Origin of the sequence: Streptomyces sp. NBC_00386, assembly GCF_036063235.1 — a bacterium.
GTDB lineage: Bacteria > Actinomycetota > Actinomycetes > Streptomycetales > Streptomycetaceae > Streptomyces.
In genome coordinates this window covers 581,668-599,684 of record NZ_CP107950.1, presented here as the reverse complement: position 1 = coordinate 599,684, position 18,017 = coordinate 581,668, and the positions used below count along the sequence as shown (strand labels likewise).

16 protein-coding genes and 5 pseudogenes are annotated in these 18,017 nt (G+C 68.0%); 11 read left to right on the top strand and 10 right to left on the bottom strand.

Features of this window, described 5'->3' with window-relative positions; genetic code table 11:
* Window positions 1-109 precede the first annotated feature (109 nt).
* Both OG780_RS02365 and OG780_RS02360 read right to left on the bottom strand, forming a co-directional pair.
* Window positions 110-667: a hypothetical protein gene (locus OG780_RS02365; RefSeq protein ID WP_328444118.1), complete on the bottom strand. Its 558-nt coding sequence runs from the start codon at window positions 665-667 to the stop codon at window positions 110-112.
* A gap of 46 nt (window positions 668-713) precedes the next feature.
* Window positions 714-1,948, bottom strand: a pseudogene (locus OG780_RS02360) (RNA-guided endonuclease InsQ/TnpB family protein).
* Between the two features lie 467 nt (window positions 1,949-2,415).
* Here OG780_RS02360 and OG780_RS02355 point away from each other — a divergent pair.
* Window positions 2,416-2,847: a 3,4-dihydroxy-2-butanone-4-phosphate synthase gene (locus OG780_RS02355; protein WP_328444116.1), complete on the top strand. Its 432-nt coding sequence runs from the start codon at window positions 2,416-2,418 to the stop codon at window positions 2,845-2,847.
* A 52-nt stretch (window positions 2,848-2,899) separates the two neighbouring features.
* On the opposite strand, the pseudogene OG780_RS02350 reads toward OG780_RS02355, so the two are convergent.
* Both OG780_RS02350 and OG780_RS02345 read right to left on the bottom strand, forming a co-directional pair.
* Window positions 2,900-3,279 (bottom strand): annotated as a pseudogene (locus tag OG780_RS02350) (helix-turn-helix domain-containing protein); the annotation flags it as partial.
* A 225-nt stretch (window positions 3,280-3,504) separates the two neighbouring features.
* Window positions 3,505-4,719 carry an IS701 family transposase gene (locus OG780_RS02345; RefSeq protein WP_443062292.1) on the bottom strand — a complete coding sequence of 405 codons (1,215 nt, stop codon included), beginning with the start codon at window positions 4,717-4,719 and terminating at the stop codon, window positions 3,505-3,507.
* A gap of 313 nt (window positions 4,720-5,032) precedes the next feature.
* On the opposite strand from OG780_RS02345, the gene OG780_RS02340 reads away from it, so the two are divergent.
* The 5 genes and pseudogenes from OG780_RS02340 to OG780_RS02320 all read left to right on the top strand — a co-directional run.
* Window positions 5,033-5,443 carry a hypothetical protein gene (locus tag OG780_RS02340; RefSeq protein ID WP_328444114.1) on the top strand — a complete coding sequence of 137 codons (411 nt, stop codon included), beginning with the start codon at window positions 5,033-5,035 and terminating at the stop codon, window positions 5,441-5,443.
* A 241-nt stretch (window positions 5,444-5,684) separates the two neighbouring features.
* A pseudogene (locus OG780_RS02335) lies at window positions 5,685-5,921 on the top strand (IS701 family transposase); the annotation flags it as partial.
* Window positions 5,908-6,855, top strand: a pseudogene (locus OG780_RS02330) (RHS repeat-associated core domain-containing protein); the annotation flags it as partial. The pseudogenes OG780_RS02335 and OG780_RS02330, both read left to right, overlap by 14 nt.
* Before the next feature lie 488 nt (window positions 6,856-7,343).
* Complete coding sequence (locus tag OG780_RS02325; RefSeq protein ID WP_328444112.1) at window positions 7,344-7,754, top strand: hypothetical protein; 411 nt, start codon at window positions 7,344-7,346, stop codon at window positions 7,752-7,754.
* Between the two features lie 363 nt (window positions 7,755-8,117).
* Window positions 8,118-8,303: pseudogene (locus tag OG780_RS02320) on the top strand (IS5 family transposase); the annotation flags it as partial.
* A 275-nt stretch (window positions 8,304-8,578) separates the two neighbouring features.
* Here the strand turns inward: OG780_RS02320 and OG780_RS02315 are convergent.
* Together OG780_RS02315 and OG780_RS02310 are read right to left on the bottom strand one after the other, a co-directional pair.
* Window positions 8,579-9,520 carry a hypothetical protein gene (locus OG780_RS02315; protein WP_328444110.1) on the bottom strand — a complete coding sequence of 314 codons (942 nt, stop codon included), beginning with the start codon at window positions 9,518-9,520 and terminating at the stop codon, window positions 8,579-8,581.
* A gap of 195 nt (window positions 9,521-9,715) precedes the next feature.
* Window positions 9,716-10,420: a type 1 glutamine amidotransferase domain-containing protein gene (locus tag OG780_RS02310; RefSeq protein WP_328444108.1), complete on the bottom strand. Its 705-nt coding sequence runs from the start codon at window positions 10,418-10,420 to the stop codon at window positions 9,716-9,718.
* Between the two features lie 291 nt (window positions 10,421-10,711).
* Between OG780_RS02310 and OG780_RS02305 the strand changes: the two genes are divergently transcribed.
* Entirely contained in the window at window positions 10,712-11,617 is a 906-nt protein-coding gene (locus tag OG780_RS02305; protein ID WP_328444106.1) for a LysR family transcriptional regulator, read from the top strand.
* A gap of 112 nt (window positions 11,618-11,729) precedes the next feature.
* On the opposite strand, the gene OG780_RS02300 is transcribed toward OG780_RS02305, so the two are convergent.
* The gene (locus OG780_RS02300; RefSeq protein ID WP_328444104.1) at window positions 11,730-12,587 is read right to left on the bottom strand and encodes a hypothetical protein; all 858 of its coding nucleotides are present in this window, start codon (window positions 12,585-12,587) and stop codon (window positions 11,730-11,732) included.
* Between the two features lie 469 nt (window positions 12,588-13,056).
* Complete coding sequence (locus tag OG780_RS02295; protein ID WP_328444102.1) at window positions 13,057-13,785, bottom strand: hypothetical protein; 729 nt, start codon at window positions 13,783-13,785, stop codon at window positions 13,057-13,059.
* 333 nt (window positions 13,786-14,118) lie between these two features.
* Between OG780_RS02295 and OG780_RS02290 the strand changes: the two genes are divergently transcribed.
* On the top strand, window positions 14,119-14,451 hold the full coding sequence (locus OG780_RS02290) for an ANTAR domain-containing protein (RefSeq protein WP_328444100.1): 333 nt from the start codon (window positions 14,119-14,121) through the stop codon (window positions 14,449-14,451).
* Window positions 14,452-14,595: 144 nt separating this feature from the next.
* Complete coding sequence (locus tag OG780_RS02285; RefSeq protein ID WP_328444098.1) at window positions 14,596-14,781, top strand: hypothetical protein; 186 nt, start codon at window positions 14,596-14,598, stop codon at window positions 14,779-14,781.
* 36 nt (window positions 14,782-14,817) lie between these two features.
* Here the strand turns inward: OG780_RS02285 and OG780_RS02280 are convergent, their stop codons facing one another.
* Window positions 14,818-15,402, bottom strand: coding sequence for a dihydrofolate reductase family protein (locus OG780_RS02280; RefSeq protein ID WP_328444096.1), 585 nt, complete (start codon window positions 15,400-15,402; stop codon window positions 14,818-14,820).
* Between the two features lie 159 nt (window positions 15,403-15,561).
* Here OG780_RS02280 and OG780_RS02275 point away from each other — a divergent pair, with 159 nt between their 5' ends.
* A complete protein-coding gene (locus OG780_RS02275; RefSeq protein ID WP_328444094.1) occupies window positions 15,562-16,572 on the top strand; it encodes a sigma-70 family RNA polymerase sigma factor in 1,011 nt (336 codons plus the stop codon).
* 72 nt (window positions 16,573-16,644) lie between these two features.
* Here OG780_RS02275 and OG780_RS02270 read toward each other — a convergent pair whose 3' ends face one another.
* Entirely contained in the window at window positions 16,645-17,013 is a 369-nt protein-coding gene (locus OG780_RS02270) for a hypothetical protein (protein WP_328444092.1), read from the bottom strand.
* 169 nt (window positions 17,014-17,182) lie between these two features.
* Here OG780_RS02270 and OG780_RS02265 point away from each other — a divergent pair, with 169 nt between their 5' ends.
* On the top strand, window positions 17,183-17,887 hold the full coding sequence (locus tag OG780_RS02265) for a Clp protease N-terminal domain-containing protein (RefSeq protein ID WP_328444090.1): 705 nt from the start codon (window positions 17,183-17,185) through the stop codon (window positions 17,885-17,887).
* Window positions 17,888-18,017 lie beyond the last annotated feature (130 nt).

The window sequence follows — 18,017 nt, the reverse complement described above, 5'->3', positions numbered from 1 at the left end:
GACAGCTTCGCCGGACGGCGGACGCGAGCGCGCCGGGACCCTGGTCCGGGCGCGCTCGTACTCGTCCTTCTTCAGGCCCGGTTCGGCCGGCCCGGCGCGTGATTCCGGGTCAGCAGCCGGTGTCCTTGGGGGTGAAGTCCATGCGCGCATGCTGGTCCGTGCCGATGGCCGCGTCGTAGGTCGTTCTGCTGACCTGGTACCAGACGTCGTCCTTGTTCCTGTCGCCGCTCACGTCGTCCAGGCTGACACACCACTGCTCCCGCCGGACGACACGCGTGTAGGTCTCGGTTCCGCTGCGGACCTGCTTGCAGCTCTTGGAGTGCTCGGTCGAATACCAGGTGCGGGTACGCCGCTTGGTACCCGAGCCGGTGCTTGTCGTGTGTTTGACCCGCCGCGTGGCCGTGGTGCACTTCTTCGTCATGTGCGGCCGCTTGGCCCGGGTGGTGAGGGCCGCGCGGTGGCGGATCTCGTCACGGAGGCCGAAGACGCTCGCGTCGGCCGAGGCGGCCGTGTCCGGCCGGCGTTCCCCGGCGGCTTTCCCGCTGTCCTGGCCGACGCCGGCCGAGCGGTCCGCCCCCTTGTCGTGGACGTCAGTCCCGTTGCCGCACGCACCCAGCCCGGCTATCAGAACAGCCGTCACCGCGGCCGTGGCAAGTCGCTTGAACATGTTTTCCTTCGTGATCGACGGGCCGCAGCTTGACGTGCTCCCTGGCTTAAAGTCCAGGGATTTCGGCCTGGGTCGTTTGACCCTTCCGGTGGCTTCCTGCTTCAACGCGCTGTGCGGGCAGGTGTGCCCGTCTTACCGGCACTCCACAGGCGTTTTGCGTCTCCGCCCGTCCGGCGGCGACGATGCGGCGTCCTTCGAACAGGATGTTACGTGCTGCGTTGTGGTCGCGGTCGTGGACGGCGTGGCACTTGCCGCACGTCCACTCCCGCACGTGCAGGGGCTTGGGGCCGTCCCGGAATCCGCAGGCCGAGCAGACTTGAGAGGACGGGAAGGCCCGGGCCACCTTGGCGAAGGTGCGGCCGTGCTTGACCGCCTTGTACTGCAGCATGGTGACGAACGCGGACCATCCCGCGTCGTGCACGGACTTGGCGAGCCGGGTACGCCCCAGGCCGGACACCGCAAGGTCTTCCACGAACACCGCTTGGTTGTCGCGAATGATCTGTGTGGATGCCTTGTGGTGCCAGTCCCGGCGCCGGTCCGCCACCCTGGCGTGCTGGCGTGCGACCTTGATCCGGGCCCTGGACCGGTTCTTTGACCCCCGGGTCTTGCGGGACAGCTCCCGCTGAAGGCGCTTGAGTTTCTTCTCGGCCCGGCGCAGGAAGCGGGGACTGTCGATCTTGCTGCCGTCGGACAGGACGGCGAAGGCGGACAGGCCGAGGTCGAGACCGGTGTCGGCCTCCAGGTGGGGCAGGATGTCCGGCTCGGTGTCCACGACGAAGCTGAGGAAGTAGCGGCCGGAGCTGTCCTTGGTGACGGTCAGCGACGTGGGTGCGGCCGGGAGCAGGCGGGACCACGTGACCTTGAGGTTGCCGACCTTGGCCACATACACCGTGCCGTCGCCTTGGAGGCGGAAGGCGTTGGTGTTGAGACGGATCGACTGCCGGGTGTCCTTCCTCGACTTGTAGCGGGGAGAGCCGACCCTGCGGCCCTGCCGCCTGCCCCTGATCGAGTCGAAAAAGTTCCTGTAGGCGGTGTCCAGGTCCCGCAGGGACTGCTGCAGGACGACCGCAGACACCTCCGCGAGCCAGGCACGTTCCTCGGTGCGCTTGGCCAACGTGATGCGAAGCCGGGACAACTCGGCCGACTTCACATACGGCAGTCCCGCCGCGTGCGCTTGCTTCCGGTCACGCAGGCAGTCGTTCCACACCACACGGACACACCCGCCAGCGCACGACGCTGCAGGTCATCCGGATAAGCCCGGTAGTTGTAACGAAGCTGCACACCCACGACCCTACGAGGGTTGACTCCCATAGGTGGTCAGAACGGCTGCAGGTGTGGCAGACACGTCATTTCGGCGATGCGTGCTCACTTGGGTCTTTGTGACGAAGCGTCGCCCGCTCTCAAGTGCACGTCAGAGCAGCCTTGAGATGCGTTCGTCCCCGGCGTGAACGCCGGGGCTTTCTGCAAGAGCCCCGGTAACGGATCACCGGCCGAAGCTGAACGGGAGGGATCAAGAGCGGGCTCGGGAGAGCCATCCGCTCCTGTCCGGCGTACGAGAACACCCGCAGTCATTGTCCATGCGCCGGTGTGCGCACCGGCGGTCAGAGGGTCGTGCAGATGGCTCTCAGCCCTTACCAGCAGGGGCCGTTCATCTGCCGACTCGCCTGTCGGAGTGCCGCTTCTCAAGCCGGACCACCGGCCGACCGATGTCAACGCCGAAAGATCAAGATCGAGAAGGGCTGGACAGAGTGACATCAGTTGGGAAGCGACGGCCGCTTGACCCCCTCGCCGTCGCCGTCGGTGAACTGCGGGCAGGGCGCCCGGTCATCGTGGTCGACGACGAGGACCGGGAGAACGAGGGCGACCTGGTCATGGCGGCCCAGTTCGCCACCGCGGAGACCATGGGCTTCTTCGTCCGCTTCACCAGCGGGCTGATCTGCGTCCCGATGACGGGAGAGATCGCCGACCGGCTCCGGTTGCCGCTCATGGTGGAGCCCGCCCCGGGCACGGATCCGATCAGTACGACCGCCTACACCGTCTCCGCGGACGCGGCGGGCACCGGGTCGGGGATCTCGGCCGCCGATCGGGCGGCGACGGCGCGGACGCTGGCCGACGCCTCGACCCTGCCCGCCACCTACCGAGCCATCGCGAGCCTCGTCTCCGACCGCACCACCGGCTGACAACAGCCACCACCGGGAGAAACACACCTCGCCCGCTATCACGCACCAGCTCGTAAGAGAACACATCCCTCAGCGTTCGAAGTCGCAGGCCAGGACGGTCAGGAACAGCGAAGCCCCGCTCCGCCGGCAGTCGGCGCACCTCACCGACGGCCGGGTGACCGTCGAGCGATCGACACCGAACAGCACACCCAGAACCGCGTGAGGCAGATCGTGCCGCAGGTGGATCAGGGTGACCACCAGCCGGTTTACGAACACCAGCCGGTACTGAGCACCCGCACCAGGCGCACGCCTTCGCACTCCACCACGCACTCGCCCCCGGCGACCCTCCGCCGCAGCTGCCCAGGGACGGGCCAACTCCTCAACCAGCGACGCCAGATGCACCATCGATATGCCCGTGAACAACGGATGCGCCAACACCGCCCGATCGACCATGCCCCTCACCACGAGAGCATGCCCACCCGCTATCACGCACCAACTCGTTAGTACTCCAGCAGCACTTTGACGTTTTCCCTGTTCAGGGGCGGTTTGGGTGAGTGTAGTGGGCTGATTGCCGGCCTGTGTTCTCTTTCCCGGGCCGTCCCTCGATCGTGTGCAGCCGTCGTCGGTAGTGGCATTGTCGGGCGACGGCTTGGCGTCGTCTGCGCCAGTGTGACCATCTCAGTGCGCGTGCGTTGATGAGGGGCTGGCGAGCCGTGGGTGAGTGGACAGTTGCCAGGAGCCGCCGAACTTCTGCCACGGTGAGGGGCGCAAGGCAGGAACCGTTTCTGCTGCCCCTTTTGCCGCGGCGTCGGCGGCCATGACGGCCAGGAAGGCATGCGCCAGCATGGCCAGAGTGACGTGCCGCATCCAGCCCGTGTAGCGGCGGACTTCGTACTGATCCAGGCCGCATTCGTTCTTCGCGGCCTGGAAGGTTTCCTCGATGGCCCAGCGCATCCCGGCGACACGGACCAGGGTCTCGATCGTGGTGCCGAGCGGTGCATGGGCGAGGTAGTAGGCGATCTCGTCGGGCTTGTTGATGCTGCGGCGGGCCAGTGCCCACCGCTGGTGGGTGGGCATGTCGCCGTCGAAGTCCTCGATGGACGTGATCTGCAGGGCAGCCCAGTGGTAGAAGCGCGGGCCCTTCGCGCCGTCACCGCACGAACGTCTCTCCCATGCCTCGCCCGGTGCCTGGGAGAAGAGGTGATCGATGCGTCCGAAGTGCGGCACTTGCTGGGACTTCGGGACGGCCAGGACGTAGCCGACGGCGGTCTCTTCCAGCATGCGGCGCAAGCGCCACTCCTGGCCGTAGGCAGAATCGGCGGTCACCCAGGCGATCGGCAGGGGAGAGGCGATCGCCCGCAGCACCATGGCCTTGGCCAGGTCAGGCTTGGTGGCGAAGGTGCGCTCGTCAGGAATGTGGGCGGCGCGGCAGCGGTCGCGGTCATCCGTCCAGGACTTGGGCAGATACAACTCCCGGTCCACCAGGGCGCGTCCGCGTGTGGTGGCGTAGGCGGCGAACACGCCGATCTGGCAGTTTTCGGTGCGGCCGGCGGTGCCCGAGTACTGCCGTTGCACGCCGGCCGAAGTGGTGCCCTTCTTCAGGAAGCCGGTGTCGTCGAGGACGAGGATGCCGTCGGGCTCGCCGAGTCGTTCGGCTACGTAGCCCTGGAGGTCGTCGCGGAGCTCGTCGGCGTTCCAGCGAGCGCCGTTGAGGAGCCGCTGCAGGCGGTCAGGGGTTTGGTGTCCAGCGTATTCGGCCAGTTGCCACCCGTTCTTTCGGCCGACCGGGCCCATCAATCCACGGATGTAGTCACGCATCCTGCGACGCGGCTCGACGCGCTTGAAGCGGTGTCCGGTACGCAGGAACAGTTCCTCGAGCTCGTCGTTCCAGATCTCAACTGCACGCTCGTCAATCACGCCCGAAGGCTGCCCAGAGCGTTGCCACTACCGACGGCGGCTGCACACGATCGAGGGGCGGCCCGGGAAAGAGAACACAGGCCAGCAATCAGCCCACTACACTCACCCAAACCGCCCCTGAACAGGGAAAACGTCAAAGTGCTGCTGGAGTATTAGTACTCCAGCCGTAGATCGTGACCTGGCATCCTGTCACGCGGCAGTGCCGTGCAGGCCCACACGCAAGCGACACACCCCGGTGACGTGACAGCCTCGTGAATGCGGATACGTGCGACAGGGAAGGCAGGGCGGTATGACCGCTGACGAGACCGGCCGGGGCGACCCCGAGCCGCGGCAGGACCTAGTGCAGCGCTCGGCACCGTTCCTGCCCGCCGGCAGCGAGATCCGGCAGGTATTCATCTGCCAGAGCGCGCCGAACTTCTGGTTCTTTGTCATCACTTATCTCACTGGCCTGACGATGTTCTGGAACAAGTACCGGTGTTTGGCGGTCACTCAGGACGCCATCTACGTGTTGGACAGCAGCAAGCTGTCCGGCGGCGCCAGTCCACAACGTCTGGCGGGCGCGATGCCACGCCATACCCGACTTGGTCCGGTCTCTGGCCGATGGGGGCAGGTGAACCTGCTCGGCGAGCGTCATTGGGTCCACAAACGCTTCCACGACCAGATCGCTGCCGCAGACCGGGAGACCGGCTTCGCGCCATAGGTCACGACCTCGGATGGCGACCTGCTGTCATGGTCTGCCGCGGCCGACGCGCGCTGCCGCGAGCACCGGATTCCGCATCGCCCGCAGCGGACCACGATTGGACTGGCTCACCGAATTCGCCGCCCGCCTGGTGGAGTTGCTCACCGAACGCCCGTAGGTCGCGATCTCGGTGGTGGGGGCTGGTGCGGGAATGGCTGCGGTCACCGGTGATTATCGGTGTGTGAAGACAGAAGATCCCGCGGTGGCCGCGGGGAACAGCGTAGTGCCTGCCCGATGGCGGGAGGCGTTCGCGGCCCTGATGGGCCGGTTCGGCCGGGTCGAACCCCGGTGCCGGGCCCGGCAGTTGGTGCTCGGCCTGCTGGCAGACCTGCCACGGAAGAACTGCTGGACGATCGCCGAGCACGCCGGGGACGTCACCCTGCACGGCCTGCAGCACCTGCTCGCCCGCGCGAAGTGGAACGCCGACGCGGTCCGCGAAGTTCACCGCCCAGCGCTACTACCCAGCCGGCGATGCCACCGCCGTCCGCACCGAGACCGGCCTGTCCTGGATGGTCGACGATCACCACGGCACCGCTTCGATGACCGTGGACGCCACCACCCAGGCCGTCACCCGCCGCTACACCAAGCCCTTCGGTGAGACACGCGGCACGACACCGTCGACCTGGCCCGACGACAAGGGCTTCCTCGGTAAACCAGCCGACGCCGACACCGGACTCACCCACATCGGCGCCCGCGAGTACGACCCGGCCAGCGGACGCTTCCTCTCCGTCGACCCCGTTCTCGCCCTCGAGGACCACGAGTCCCTCAACGGCTACGCCTACGCCAACAACACACCGGTCACCATGTCCGACCCCACCGGCCTGCGACCGATCACGGACTGCGAGCGCGGGTGCAACGACGGCAAGGGCGGCACCTACCACGACTACATGACGATGGGCTCCAATGGGACCTGGGTGTACCACTCCACCCAGACCTACACCCAGAACTTTAAGTACCAGAAGGCGGGCGGCGGTACCGGAAGCGGCACCATGACCGTCACCATCTACACGGACGCCGGCCACAAGTCGGCGCAGATCACGTTCAAGAAGGGGCCTGACCCGAAGCCCGAGCGAAGAGACGGATCACAGTGCAGATCCTGTTGGGCGATGGGAACGAATCCCTACTACGACCCGAAGGCTAACGACCTTCCGGATACGCCGAAGCTCGCAATCTGGCAGAAGATCGTTCTGGGCGTTGTCGTGGGCGTGGCCGCGGCAGTGGTCGCCGCTCCGGTGGCTGTCGTCGTGGGCGAGGGATGCCTGGCTACGGCGCCGGCGTGTGCCGCGGAAATCGCGGAGATGGCGACCGGCGGCGCGTCCGGCGGAAGCCTGACAGCGGGGGCTGCTGGTGCCTCCTTCACGTGGGCTGGCAGCAAGGTCCGATACAGCGAGACCGCCACAGCCATCGGCGATGACGTCAACACGATCCAGAATTTTATGCGATCGACCGGCGCCAAGGGGCACGACGTGATTGTCCATGGCGACGAGGCTGGCAATTTCCGAGTGGACGGCCTTATCGCCCATCCCGAGCAAATCGCCCAGCTCGTCCGAGAGAATCCGAGTTACAGGGGGAGGACCCATTCAGATCGTCTCCTGCCATGCCGCATGCGGTTCCGCTGAAGAGCTCGCGGAAGCCATGGGAGTAAAGGTCACTGGCGCCAGTAAGCATCAGGTGGACCTCGATCCCGTCGCGGGCACCGTGCGGGAGTGGCCGAACGGTTCCCAAGGCGATCCAGTGCCCTGGGGAATGCGGTAGCCAGTAGTCTACGACTAGAAATATTGTGATGTCTCCACTCTTCGGCGGGTAGTCGGGCCCTCCTCTACCCGCCGAAGAGGTCGCACCTACGGTCTGGAAGATTTGCATGACAAACGTCGCCCCCTTGGGGATATTCGGCAGGATCGCGAGCCAGTCCGCCTTTTCAGAAAATGCCAACGAGCTCCGACAGTGGGTGGGCGCTATTTCCAAAGAGGAACGGGGAAGGATCGTCGAGTACCTTCGCTCCGGTACTCCCATCATTGCCTTGATGGGATTCTCGGAGGACGTCTTGGGCAACAAGTTCTCCCGGCCCGGCGGCACCGCCATCATGAGCGACGGGCGATTCTTCTGGCGACTCGACGCGGCTGATTACGTGCAGCACTACGGGATCGAGTTGCCCGAAGAGTTCATCGCCCACGGCGATGCCCGGCAGTGGGACCCTGTGGCCCTTTCCCGAGAAGAGGTGGCACAGGTTGACCGCCACCTCGGCCACCTGAGGAAGACGGGGGCTCTTTGAGTTGTGGAGCCCCGCGCCCTGTCGGGGTGCGGGGCTCCACTGGGGATGGCCAGCTCGCGGGGGCGATGTGCCCGCTGCGGGGTGTGGTGGCGAGCCACGTCATACCGGCCATCGTGCAGTCTCCGAGCCCAAGCGGGGCGCAGCTTCCGGCCTTCCCCCGCAGCAGGTGTCCGAGCGCCAAGAGCTCTGGACGCGCCCCGGAGAGCTTGAGCTCTCTGGTCTCCCCGCTGTACAGAACCTGCAACATCCCATCGCCTCCGGTCTGCCGATCCTGCCGATCACCAAGGTGGATCATCCTCCCGGCCCTTCGGCCTCAGACAAGCTCTAGTACTGCAACGGTGCTTGTTCTGATTGCTGGGCAGTTTCACCGTCCTGCCCCGCCGCTGGACGGTCGAACGCACCCTGGGCTGGCTGATGAACCACCGCCGCCTGGCACGCGACTACGAAGCCAAGCCACATCGCTCCGAAGCCATGGGCCACCTCGGGATGATCAACCTCATGACACGACGCCTGACCGCGGAATCCACCCCGAGCTGGCGCGGCACCTGAACCGACCCCAACCAGGCAATCTGGGATGAAACAACAGGATAAAACGCCCTCTTGCAGGCACACAGGCGGTGCATGGGAGGTCCTTCGCCGCCCGTAAGCGTTGACCGGCCTCGCCGTGGATGCTGTTCGCGGCGAGGCCGGTCAGCCCGCTTCCCGGGAGTTCATGAACCAATGGGTGGCGAAAGAGCGGGCCATCGTGAACGGGCGGTGCGTGGGTCGAAGAGGACGCGGCAGACGAACTCGGCGGTGTCCTCATTGTGGAAGTGCGGCAGGACTCAGTCGCCCCCGCCGAAGTCCCCGCTGTCCGGGCCGTCGTGGTGGGCTTCCGATCCCGTGGCCAGGTCGAGATCGAGGTCGTACGAGGGTGGCGTGCGGCCGATGGCACGTGCTGTGGCCCGGGGCCGCGCGACGGCCGTGCCGTCCCGCGGGCGTCGGCCGGACGGGCCCGACGCGCCGATGGACATCCGAAACCGCGTGTCCGAATTCTGGCTGGCCAGTGCCCGGGTGACGGCGGTGCGGCAGCGGCGGGTGAACCGGGGCCAGGGACGGGCCATCTCCTGGGGCCAGATCGCCGCGACGGCGGCCAGCACGGCCCACAACGGCATCCATGCCATGGTCCACCAGCCAGGGTCCCGACCGGGCAGCCCGGGGACGGCGCAGCGCATGATCATCGCATGCATGGACATGCCGAACGCCGTGACGAAGGCCGCGGTCAGGGCGGGGAAGCGGTAGGAGCCGAACCTGCTGCGCAGGGGCGCACGACGGGTCTGGAGAACCTTCCGGAAACGCTGGAAACGAGGGTCGGTGAGCAGTACGTCCACCGTGGCCCCCTTGTGGAGGTGCACGAGTCTCATGAGTGCGGCGAGGACCGGATCCTTCTGACCGCGGAACCGCCTGTGCGGCACGGTGATCCGACCACCGCTGTCGATCTCGGCGTCCCCGGCCAGGATCAGCAGGCTCGCGGCCACCTCTGCCGCGTACTTTTCCTGCTGGGCTGACGCGCCCTCCCACGAGGCGCCGAGCCACCATGCCGCCTGTATCGGCTCCACATCCGCTGCCCGGATGCCACGCAGGAACTTCCGCTCATGCCGTGTACGTCGCCACCATGCCGCGTACAGCGCGGCGTGGACCGCGCCGAAACCGAGCAGCCAGCCGGTGGCGATCCACGCCATCGCGCCGCTCATGACAGTGCCTCCGCCGTCCCGCTCGTCGGACATGACACCTGACGATCCCCCTCGCGGTCCGCTGCTCCACTGCGAACGACCGCCAACAGCCTCCCATGGAAGGGAACTTGGAGGGGCTTCCGCCCGGCGGACCATCCGGTTCCGGGAACCGCCGACGAGGCGCGCCGAACGCCGCGGAGGCGGGTCACGCCTCCGCGGCTGTCAGCCCGGGCTGAGCCCGGGCACGACTCAGCGGCCGGCCAGTGCCTTCAGGGTGGCCTCGGCCGTACCCGTGCTGGACTGGGGGTTCTGGCCGGTGATCAGCTTGCCGTCCACGACGACCTTGTTGCTCCACGGTGCCCCGGTCTCGACCGTGGCACCACGCTCGCGCAGCACGCTCTCCAGGTAGAAGGGGGTGTTGTCGCCGAGGCCTCCCTGGCGCTCCTCCTCGTCGGCGAAGGAGGTGAGGGCGCGGCCCGTGTACGTGAAGCCGCCGTCCGGCGTGGTGGCGCTGAGCAGGGCGGCGACGCCGTGGCACAGCGCGGCGACGATCGTGCCCTGGGCGTCGGCCTCATTGAGGAGCCGACCGAGATCGGTGTCGTGAGCGAGGTCCGCCATCGGCGCGTGACCGCCGGGAATGTAGAGCGCGTCGTAGTCGCTCAGGCGTACGTCCGCCAGCTTCAGCGGGCTGGAGAGCTGGTCGGCGATGGTGTCGAGGTAGGCACGGAACTCCTGGGCGTCGGCCTCGGACACACCGCCGCGGGAGTCGAGGCTGAGGGCGTCCACCGTCGGGCGGACAGCCCCGGGGGTGGCGATGTCCACCTGTGCTCCGGCGGCACGCAGCACCTTGTGGGAGACGGCGACCTCTTCGGCCCAGAAGCCGGTCGGATGGGTGGATCCGTCGGCCAGGACCAGGCTGTCGGCGGCTGAGACGATCATGAGGATCTTCGACATCGGAATACCTGCTCTTATCTGTGGGGCGACTCTGGAGGCGGTACCGGGGCCCTGCGGACCGCAGTACCGCGGTGCTCAGGACAACCCCAGCATTCATCACGGAAATGCCCTGCCGCCTCCGCCGCGCCATAAGAAGAGTTATGGAGCAGGGGTGGCCCGTTTCCCGCGGATGTGCCGTGAGGCGTCGCACGACCGGTGGCCGTGCCCGGGCACCGAGTCCATCACTAGGATTGGATCCACCGGAGCCTTTCATAAGCTCAGTGATGGATGCAGTGATGGACGGAGGTGCCCATGCCCGGCCTGGACCTACTGGCGACGTTCCTCGAGATCTACCGCACCGGTTCGCTCTCCGCCGCGGCCGCGCGGCTGGGCGTGAGCCAGCCGGCGGTCACCGGACAGCTCGCCCGTCTCGAGGAGCAACTGGGCGAGCCGTTGTTCGTGCGGTCGAGCAAAGGAGCCCGGCCGACGCCCCGGGCGGCGGCGCTGGCCGCCCGCGTCGGCCTGCACGTCGACGGGCTGCGTAGCGCCCTGGCCCCTTCGGGGGAGGACAGCATGCTGGAGGGCACGATTCACCTCGGCGGAGCGGCCGAGGTGATGGCCCTTCAGGTGCTTCCCGCCCTGGCGTCGCTCTCGGCCCGCGGACTGCGGATCCGGGTGACGCTGGGCCTGGCCGGGGAACTGCTGGCGGCGCTGACGGCGGCAAGGCTCGACCTGGTCGTCTCCGCGGTTCGCCCCCGGCAGGAGGGGCTGTCGGTGGCACCGCTGGTGGACGAGGAGTTCCTCCTGGTGGGGCCGCCCGCGCTGGCGCACGCCGTGGACCGGGAGCGGCTGGCGACGGACCCGGTCGCCGCACTGGCCCCCATGCCGCTGGTGGCCTACGCGGCCGATCTTCCGATCATCCGGCGGTACTGGCGCAGCGAGTTCGGGCGGCGGCCCCCCAATCAGGTCGCCGTCGTCGTCCCGGACCTGCGCTCCGTACTGGCCGCGGTGGTGTCCGGCATGGGCATCTCCGTGCTGCCCCGCTACCTCGCCGCTCCGGCGCTGGCCGCGGGTCAGGTGGTGCAGATGCACCGGCCGGAGGTCGAGCCGTTGAACACCCTGTACCTGGCGTCCCGGCGCGACATGCCGGCGAGCCCCGCTCTCGCCGCCGTGTGGGAACACCTGGCCCGTGCGGCACAGGAATGGAAGAGCCTCTGATCCCTCGCGGCCCGCTGACGGAACGCCGGACCACGCTTCTCGCACGCGTGCGGTCGTACGGGAAGGCCCTGTCCCGTGCCGCGCGGGACGGGGGTCTCCTCCGGATGTCCGGTCATTCCGGCCGGAGGTTCTCCAAGGTCGAGCGGGTGTCGGTCTTCACCCACCGTGAGACCTCGCCGATCTCGGGCGGGGTGGTCGTCTCGTAGGAGGACGAGTAGGTGCTCCAGCTCATCTGGTAGGTCATCCAGCCGTCGCGCACCGCGAGGATCACCGCCCGGCTGCCGCTGGTTCCCGAGCCGGACGTGGTGTCCTCGGTCACGAGATACGCCTCGTCACCGAAGCCGGAAACCTCCTCGACCTCGTAGTCCTCGTACCGCTGGGCGTACTCGGACCACACGGCCGTGAACTCGGGGGCCGGGTCGGTCGTCTTGTGCAGGTCCATCTCCACCGAGAGGTACGCATCGGCGTAGGAGGAACTGGAGGACGTCTTCAGGGAGATGCTGCAGTAACTCTGATCGATCGCCTTGTGCTTCAGCGCGCTGTGCGTGGGGAGGTTGTCCTCCTCGGCGTATTCGGTCCTCAAGGCGGTGTAGTCGACCGCGGAGCAGAGATTGGCCTTGGCCCGGTAGCCCGCGAGATCGGCGTTGTCGCCCAACGGGCCGAGAACGAGGATTCCTCCGGCCCACAGCGCGGAGGCGGCCACCGCACCGACCGCCGCCCACAGCACCGCGCGCCCCGCGGTGCCCTTGCCGCCGGACGGCGGGGGAAAGCCGAGCGGTTGTCCGTACGCGTACTGCTGGGTCGGAGGGTAGGCGGGAGGAGCCCCGTAGGTGACCGTCGGCGTCGCGCCTTGGTTCGGGCCCGGAGTAGGTTCGGGTCTTGGCTGGGGCAACGGCTGCTGCTGCGCCTGCGGTTGGGGTGAGGTCTGCGCCTGGTGCTGCGCCGGGACATCCTCGGGCCGATCCTGCATCCTGTGCTCCTTGGTCGTAGGGAGTGCGGTCAGATGGCGGAAGGGGCGGCTGGGCTCGACGGCGACCGGTGGCGCGGTCGTAGGGGCGCCATGAGCGGGCGGGGCCAGGAGCCGACGAGGTGATCGGCCGTCGTGAGCGGACGTCGGGTCGGGACGGTGGGGCAGGGATGCCGGGGCGTGTGAGGGAATCAACAGGCAGATTCTAAAGGCCGGTTCGACAGATGTGGCCTTGCCGTATCGGCCGTTGCCCGGTCGCCGGTCTCCTCGGAACGGTGCGCCGCGCGCACTTCGCGGGAAGCCGCCGGATCGCGGTGCGGGAACCCGCGCGTGCACGGGGCGGTGATGATCGGCAGGACGGTTTCGCACGCGGTCTGCTCGGGCCGGGCCGCCGCGACCCGATGGGCGTGCCTGCGGCGAAGGGCCCCGCAGACATGCTGTGAGGCCCTTCGCGGATGTGGGGCAGGGACCGTCAGACGGTCTTCTTGATCTTCGTGACCTGTGCCTCGACGACACTGGTCGGCACCTCGGGGGCCTTCCCGCCCAGGATGTTCATCGCGTAGAAGACGGCCAGGGTCGAACCGCTCCGTACCACCGTGTAGGTCATCGGGATCTTGGTTCCGTCGATGTCGCTGGTCATCGTGTACGACACCGCCTCGTCACCGAGGGCGGGGGCCTTCGCGGGCTTGACCCCGGTGTAGTGGTAGTCGGTGTGCTCGTAGGAGCCGCACGTCCCGCTCTGGGTGCGCAGGTCCGCGACCACCTTCTTGGCGTCCGTTTCCTTCTGCGCGAGCAGACCGACGCGCAGCACCGTGGCATCGGTCGCCGTCAGGCTCGTCACCGAGCGGGACACACGGGCCGTCGCGTCGGGCTCGGTGCCCAGCAGGAACATGTCGGCGAGAGCCTGGCACTTGGCGGGATTCGCGGGAACGCTCACCTCCGGGATCTCGTCGTCGGGAGTGTCGCCGACGCGGTATCCCTTGAGGTCCGCCTTGGTGATCACGGCCTTCGTCAACTGCGCCTCGGTGAGGGGCTTCAGCTCCTCCTCGACGGCGGGCTTCGCCGTGGCGGCCGGCTTCTTCGAGCTGCCGCTGTCGCCCTTGCTCTCGCTGCCGGTGTCCTGCCCGCCGCACGCGGCCGTCGCGGCGAGCGCCGCCATCACGCCGATACCCACCAGGACGCGCCCCGGAACTGACTTCACGTTCGTTCCCACCCTCATGTCTTCATGGGCGCGTCCACGACAACGGTCGCGCCGAGCCGCATTCAAGCCCACAACCAGCGGTCTTTGCCAGCCCGTTAGAGTCGCTTGACGTAACGATCAGAGATCGGCGACATGGTTGTACGCCGCGGCAGTGGTTCTCGCCACGTCAGGGCTCGCGCTGCGGGGGAAGCGAGTGCCGACGCCATGGCCCGTCACGGCGTGCGTCGGCCGACAGGCAGGCTGGTCCACAACTCCCGGGAAGGTTCCCGGACATGCGCCGCTGCCGTCGTGCCCTTGGTGGCATCGCGCCGGTCGAGTCAGGAGGATGGGCTCATGGAACCGGGATCCAGTGCATCGCACGACGAGAGTGACCGCGTTGTCGAACTTGAGGCGGAGGTCCAGCAGTTGAAGGAGGCTGTCACATCGCACGCCGTCGTGGACCAGGCCATCGGGATGGTGGTCGCTCTCGGCCGGGTGTCCCCGGACCAGGGCTGGGCCGTACTGAAGGACGTCTCGCAGCACACCAACATCAAGCTCCGCAACGTCGCCGAACTGATCCTGGTCTGGGGACGCGAAGGCGACATCCCCCCGGACATCCGCGCCGAACTGGAAGACGCCCTCGATCGCCACGGCCCCACCCAGATCCCCGAAGCACCCTTGGAATGACACCCCGCCGACCGCGCCATGAGGTATCAATTTCTGCCAATCCTTCCGGTACGGCTCCGGGTATGTGAAGCTGCGGGACCGGATGGACCATGAACCGGCCGGGGCGCGCCTCTACGAGCCGGTGATGCCAGAGAGGATGGCTGCATGTCGACTGCGAAACGTCGGTACAGCCTGGTGTGGACCGACCCGGACGGTGCGTCGCAGGCCTCGGCCGGCCGATACGACAAGCGTTCCGCCACGCGGCGTCGGCGTGCGCTGGAGGCGGTCGGCTGCACCCGTGTCGAGGTAGTCGTGGTCGAGCCCGGCGAGCTCCCCGAACCGGCACTCTGAGCCCCGGGCCCGACTCACCGACCGGCCGCTCGGTGGCTAGGAGTTCCGGACGAACTCGTAGGTGAGGAAGGCCAGGCCGTCACCGATGGTCCTGGCTTCCACCAAGCGCAGGGGCTTCGTGCTCGGGGCCTCGCCGAAGAACCGTTCGCCGGCCCCGAGCACGACCGGGAAGACGACCATCCGCACCTCGTCGACGAGGTCGTGCTCGATCAGCGTACGACCGAGCCGGTAGCTGGCCGGGACGACGATCTCTCCGTCCAGCTCCCGCTTCAGCTTCGCGACCTCGGTCACCACGTCGCCCTTCAGGACTGTCGAGTTGTCCCAGTCGGGTTCTTCGAGCGTCGAGGACACCACGTACTTGGGCATGCTGTTCAACCGGTCCGCCAGCTCGCCGCCACGGGGCCGCCACCGCTCCCCGAAGAACTCGTAGCTCTTGCGGCCCAGTAGCCAGGCCTCGGCGCACAGCGCCTCCTCGAGCGCGATCTTGCTCCATTCGGCGAGATCCTCACCGCCGAACCGGGTGAACCAGCCGCCCAGCTCGAAGCCCTCCTTGCCGTCCGGGTCCTGGACCACTCCGTCGAGCGAGACGTTCTGCGGCCCGCTCATCACGATCTTTCCCATGTCCGATCCCTCCTCGTGCCGACGTTGTCGTCGGCCACGTAGGTACAGGCGCCGGCCGGGTGGAGAACTGGGCGCCGCCCGACCGCCCAGTTCCCCACCCGTCCGGCGCCTGTACAGGATGGAAGCGCGGCAGGGCGCGGAAAGAAGGAGACGGTGACGATGGCGGCAGCCGAACTGATCGAAAGGGCGCGAGCCGGGGACGGTGACGCGTTCAGGGAGCTGACCGAGCCGCACCTTCGAGAGCTTCAGGTGCACTGCTATCGCATGCTCGGATCCTTCGAGGACGCGGAGGACGCTCTTCAGAACACGCTGCTGACCGCCTGGCAAAGCCTTGCCGGGTTCGAGGGACGCGCTTCGCTGCGCACCTGGCTCTACCGGATCGCCACCCATCGGTGTCTCGACGCGCGCCGCGCGGCCGCCCGGCGCCCGGTCAAGGAGTGGGATGTGCCAGGGGTTGAACCGCCCGAGCCGACCCGGCTCGGCGAGATCGTATGGCTGCAGCCGTTTCCCGGCGCCCTCCTGGAGGACGCGGCCGAGGCGCCGCTCGGCCCGGAGGCGCGCTACGAGCAGGCAGAATCCGTCTCGCTGGCCTTCGTGACCGCCCTTCAGGCCCTGCCGCCCCGCCAGGTCGCCGTCCTCGTCCTGCGCGACGTCCTGGGGTTCAGGGCGAGCGAAGTGGCCGACATGCTGGATTCGACCGTCGACTCGGTCAACAGCGCCCTCAAGCGAGCACGCGCCGGTCTGCGACGCAGCCGGTCGGCGGCCGTCGGACACCAACCGCCTCCCGCCGCCGGCTCACCCGCCGAGGAAGGAATCGTCGGGAGGTTCGTCCGCGCGTGGGAGTCCGCGGATGTCGACGCACTGGTGGCCCTCCTGACCGACGACGTCTTCATGTCGATGCCACCGATGCCCTTCGAATACCAGGGCCGGGACATCGTGGCCCGCTTCTGCGCCGGCCTGTTCGACGCCGGCCGCAGGTTCGACCTCGTCCCGTCGCGGGCCAACGGCCAGCCGGCCTTCGGGGCCTACCTGCGCACTCCCGGCGGCATCAGCCACGGGGTCGGCCTCTACGTGCTCACGCTCGCCGGCGATCGGATCTGCGCCATGACCCGTTTCGACAACAGCGTGCTCCCGTGGTTCGGGCTGCCCCGCTCTCTCCCGAGCCGGTGACCGGAGCCCTCGGAGGGCGAGACGGGCAGGTTTCGCGGCCGGTCGGACCCCGCTGCGTACGGTGGTAGGTGCCTACACACGGTGGTACGTGCCGGAGTCCTCCGGGCGATCGTCGACGACCAGTTCGACCGTGTCGTCCGAGGTGTGCGTGCCCCGGGCCCCGACGGGCGAACCCTCGTGGTCGACGTCGCACGCCATGGCGACGGAACCGAGGCCGGTGCCGGAGACCGGGGCGTTGGGCCGGCAGTCGTACAGCCAGATCCACGTCCCGTCCCCTTGGACGTAGGTGAGCACGATGTTGCTCCATGTCGAGCCGTCCGCGTTCAGCGGGAACTCGATCTGGTACCGGCCCCTGCCCCGGAACCCCGCGACGCTCGGCGGCCGGGGCGGTGACGGTGACGCGGTGGGCGGGTCCTTCGGGGACGGCGGCGCATGGGTCATGGGGGTCATGGGGGTTCCGGGCGTCGTGAGGGTACGACGGGAGGCGGGCCTGGATGATTTTCGACCCGGAGGGTGCGTCGCCGACGGTCGATCGACCGGCTTCGCGCGGAACCGGGATAATCGTCAATTACAAGTTGACGACCCTGCATCGTCAACTTAAGATTGACGCATGAGTCCACTCGACATCAGCCTCGCCGACCTGATCGCCCGACTCGACGAGGAACTTCCCGAAGCCGACGAACTGTCCCGCATCAGCGAAGCGCGACTTCGCGCCCAGACACTGTCCGACCTCGGTGACCAGCTCATCGACCACTACGTCAGCAAGGCCAAGCGGACCGGCGCGTCGTGGACCCAGATCGGCGACGCCATCGGGGTGTCCAAGCAGGCCGCCCAGCAACGCCACGCGCCCGCACCCTTCGAGCGGTTCACCAACCTGAACCGGCACAGCATCGTGCTGGCGCAGGAAGCCGCCCGGACGTACAAGCACGACTTCATCGGCACCGGACACCTCCTGCTCGGCCTGCTCGGTGAACCGCAGGGCATGGCGTACGAGTTGCTGCTGGCGAAAGCCGAGTCGGAGCAGCGCGTCCGCGACGTGATCGAGGAGGCGATGCCGCCGGCCGGGGAGAAGGCGCTGCGGGGTCACATCGCGTTCCGTCCGGAGAGCAAGGAGGCCATCGAGCAGGCACGCCAGGCGTCGGTGGACCTCGGCCACGACTGGGTCGGCACGGAACACATGCTGCTGGGCCTGATCCGCGCCGGGGAGAGCACGGCGGCGCAGGTCCTGCGCGGTCTCGGCTTCACGCCGGACGAACTGCGCGAGACGGTCAGGACCGAGGTCGCCGAACGGCTCGCCGCGCGCGACCAGCAGTAGCGACACGATCAGCCGTTGCGGGGGCGGGGCTGGACCGACACGGACCGACACCGACCTCCGGCCCCCGGCACGGCTGGTGGTCCAGGATCCGCTCCGGTCCGTCCCGCCCCCGCCCGGGACGAACTGGCAC

Coding starts and splice junctions, on each gene's coding strand:
- OG780_RS02325 (WP_328444112.1), top strand. CDS start 7,344: ATGACAAACGTCGCCCCCTTGGGGATATTCGGCAGGATCGCGAGCCAG.
- OG780_RS02365 (WP_328444118.1), bottom strand. CDS start 667: ATGTTCAAGCGACTTGCCACGGCCGCGGTGACGGCTGTTCTGATAGCC.
- OG780_RS02290 (WP_328444100.1), top strand. CDS start 14,119: ATGGAACCGGGATCCAGTGCATCGCACGACGAGAGTGACCGCGTTGTC.
- OG780_RS02315 (WP_328444110.1), bottom strand. CDS start 9,520: ATGTCCGACGAGCGGGACGGCGGAGGCACTGTCATGAGCGGCGCGATG.
- OG780_RS02280 (WP_328444096.1), bottom strand. CDS start 15,402: ATGGGAAAGATCGTGATGAGCGGGCCGCAGAACGTCTCGCTCGACGGA.
- OG780_RS02275 (WP_328444094.1), top strand. CDS start 15,562: ATGGCGGCAGCCGAACTGATCGAAAGGGCGCGAGCCGGGGACGGTGAC.
- OG780_RS02300 (WP_328444104.1), bottom strand. CDS start 12,587: ATGCAGGATCGGCCCGAGGATGTCCCGGCGCAGCACCAGGCGCAGACC.
- OG780_RS02310 (WP_328444108.1), bottom strand. CDS start 10,420: ATGTCGAAGATCCTCATGATCGTCTCAGCCGCCGACAGCCTGGTCCTG.
- OG780_RS02340 (WP_328444114.1), top strand. CDS start 5,033: ATGACCGCTGACGAGACCGGCCGGGGCGACCCCGAGCCGCGGCAGGAC.
- OG780_RS02285 (WP_328444098.1), top strand. CDS start 14,596: ATGTCGACTGCGAAACGTCGGTACAGCCTGGTGTGGACCGACCCGGAC.
- OG780_RS02265 (WP_328444090.1), top strand. CDS start 17,183: ATGAGTCCACTCGACATCAGCCTCGCCGACCTGATCGCCCGACTCGAC.
- OG780_RS02305 (WP_328444106.1), top strand. CDS start 10,712: ATGCCCGGCCTGGACCTACTGGCGACGTTCCTCGAGATCTACCGCACC.
- OG780_RS02270 (WP_328444092.1), bottom strand. CDS start 17,013: ATGACCCATGCGCCGCCGTCCCCGAAGGACCCGCCCACCGCGTCACCG.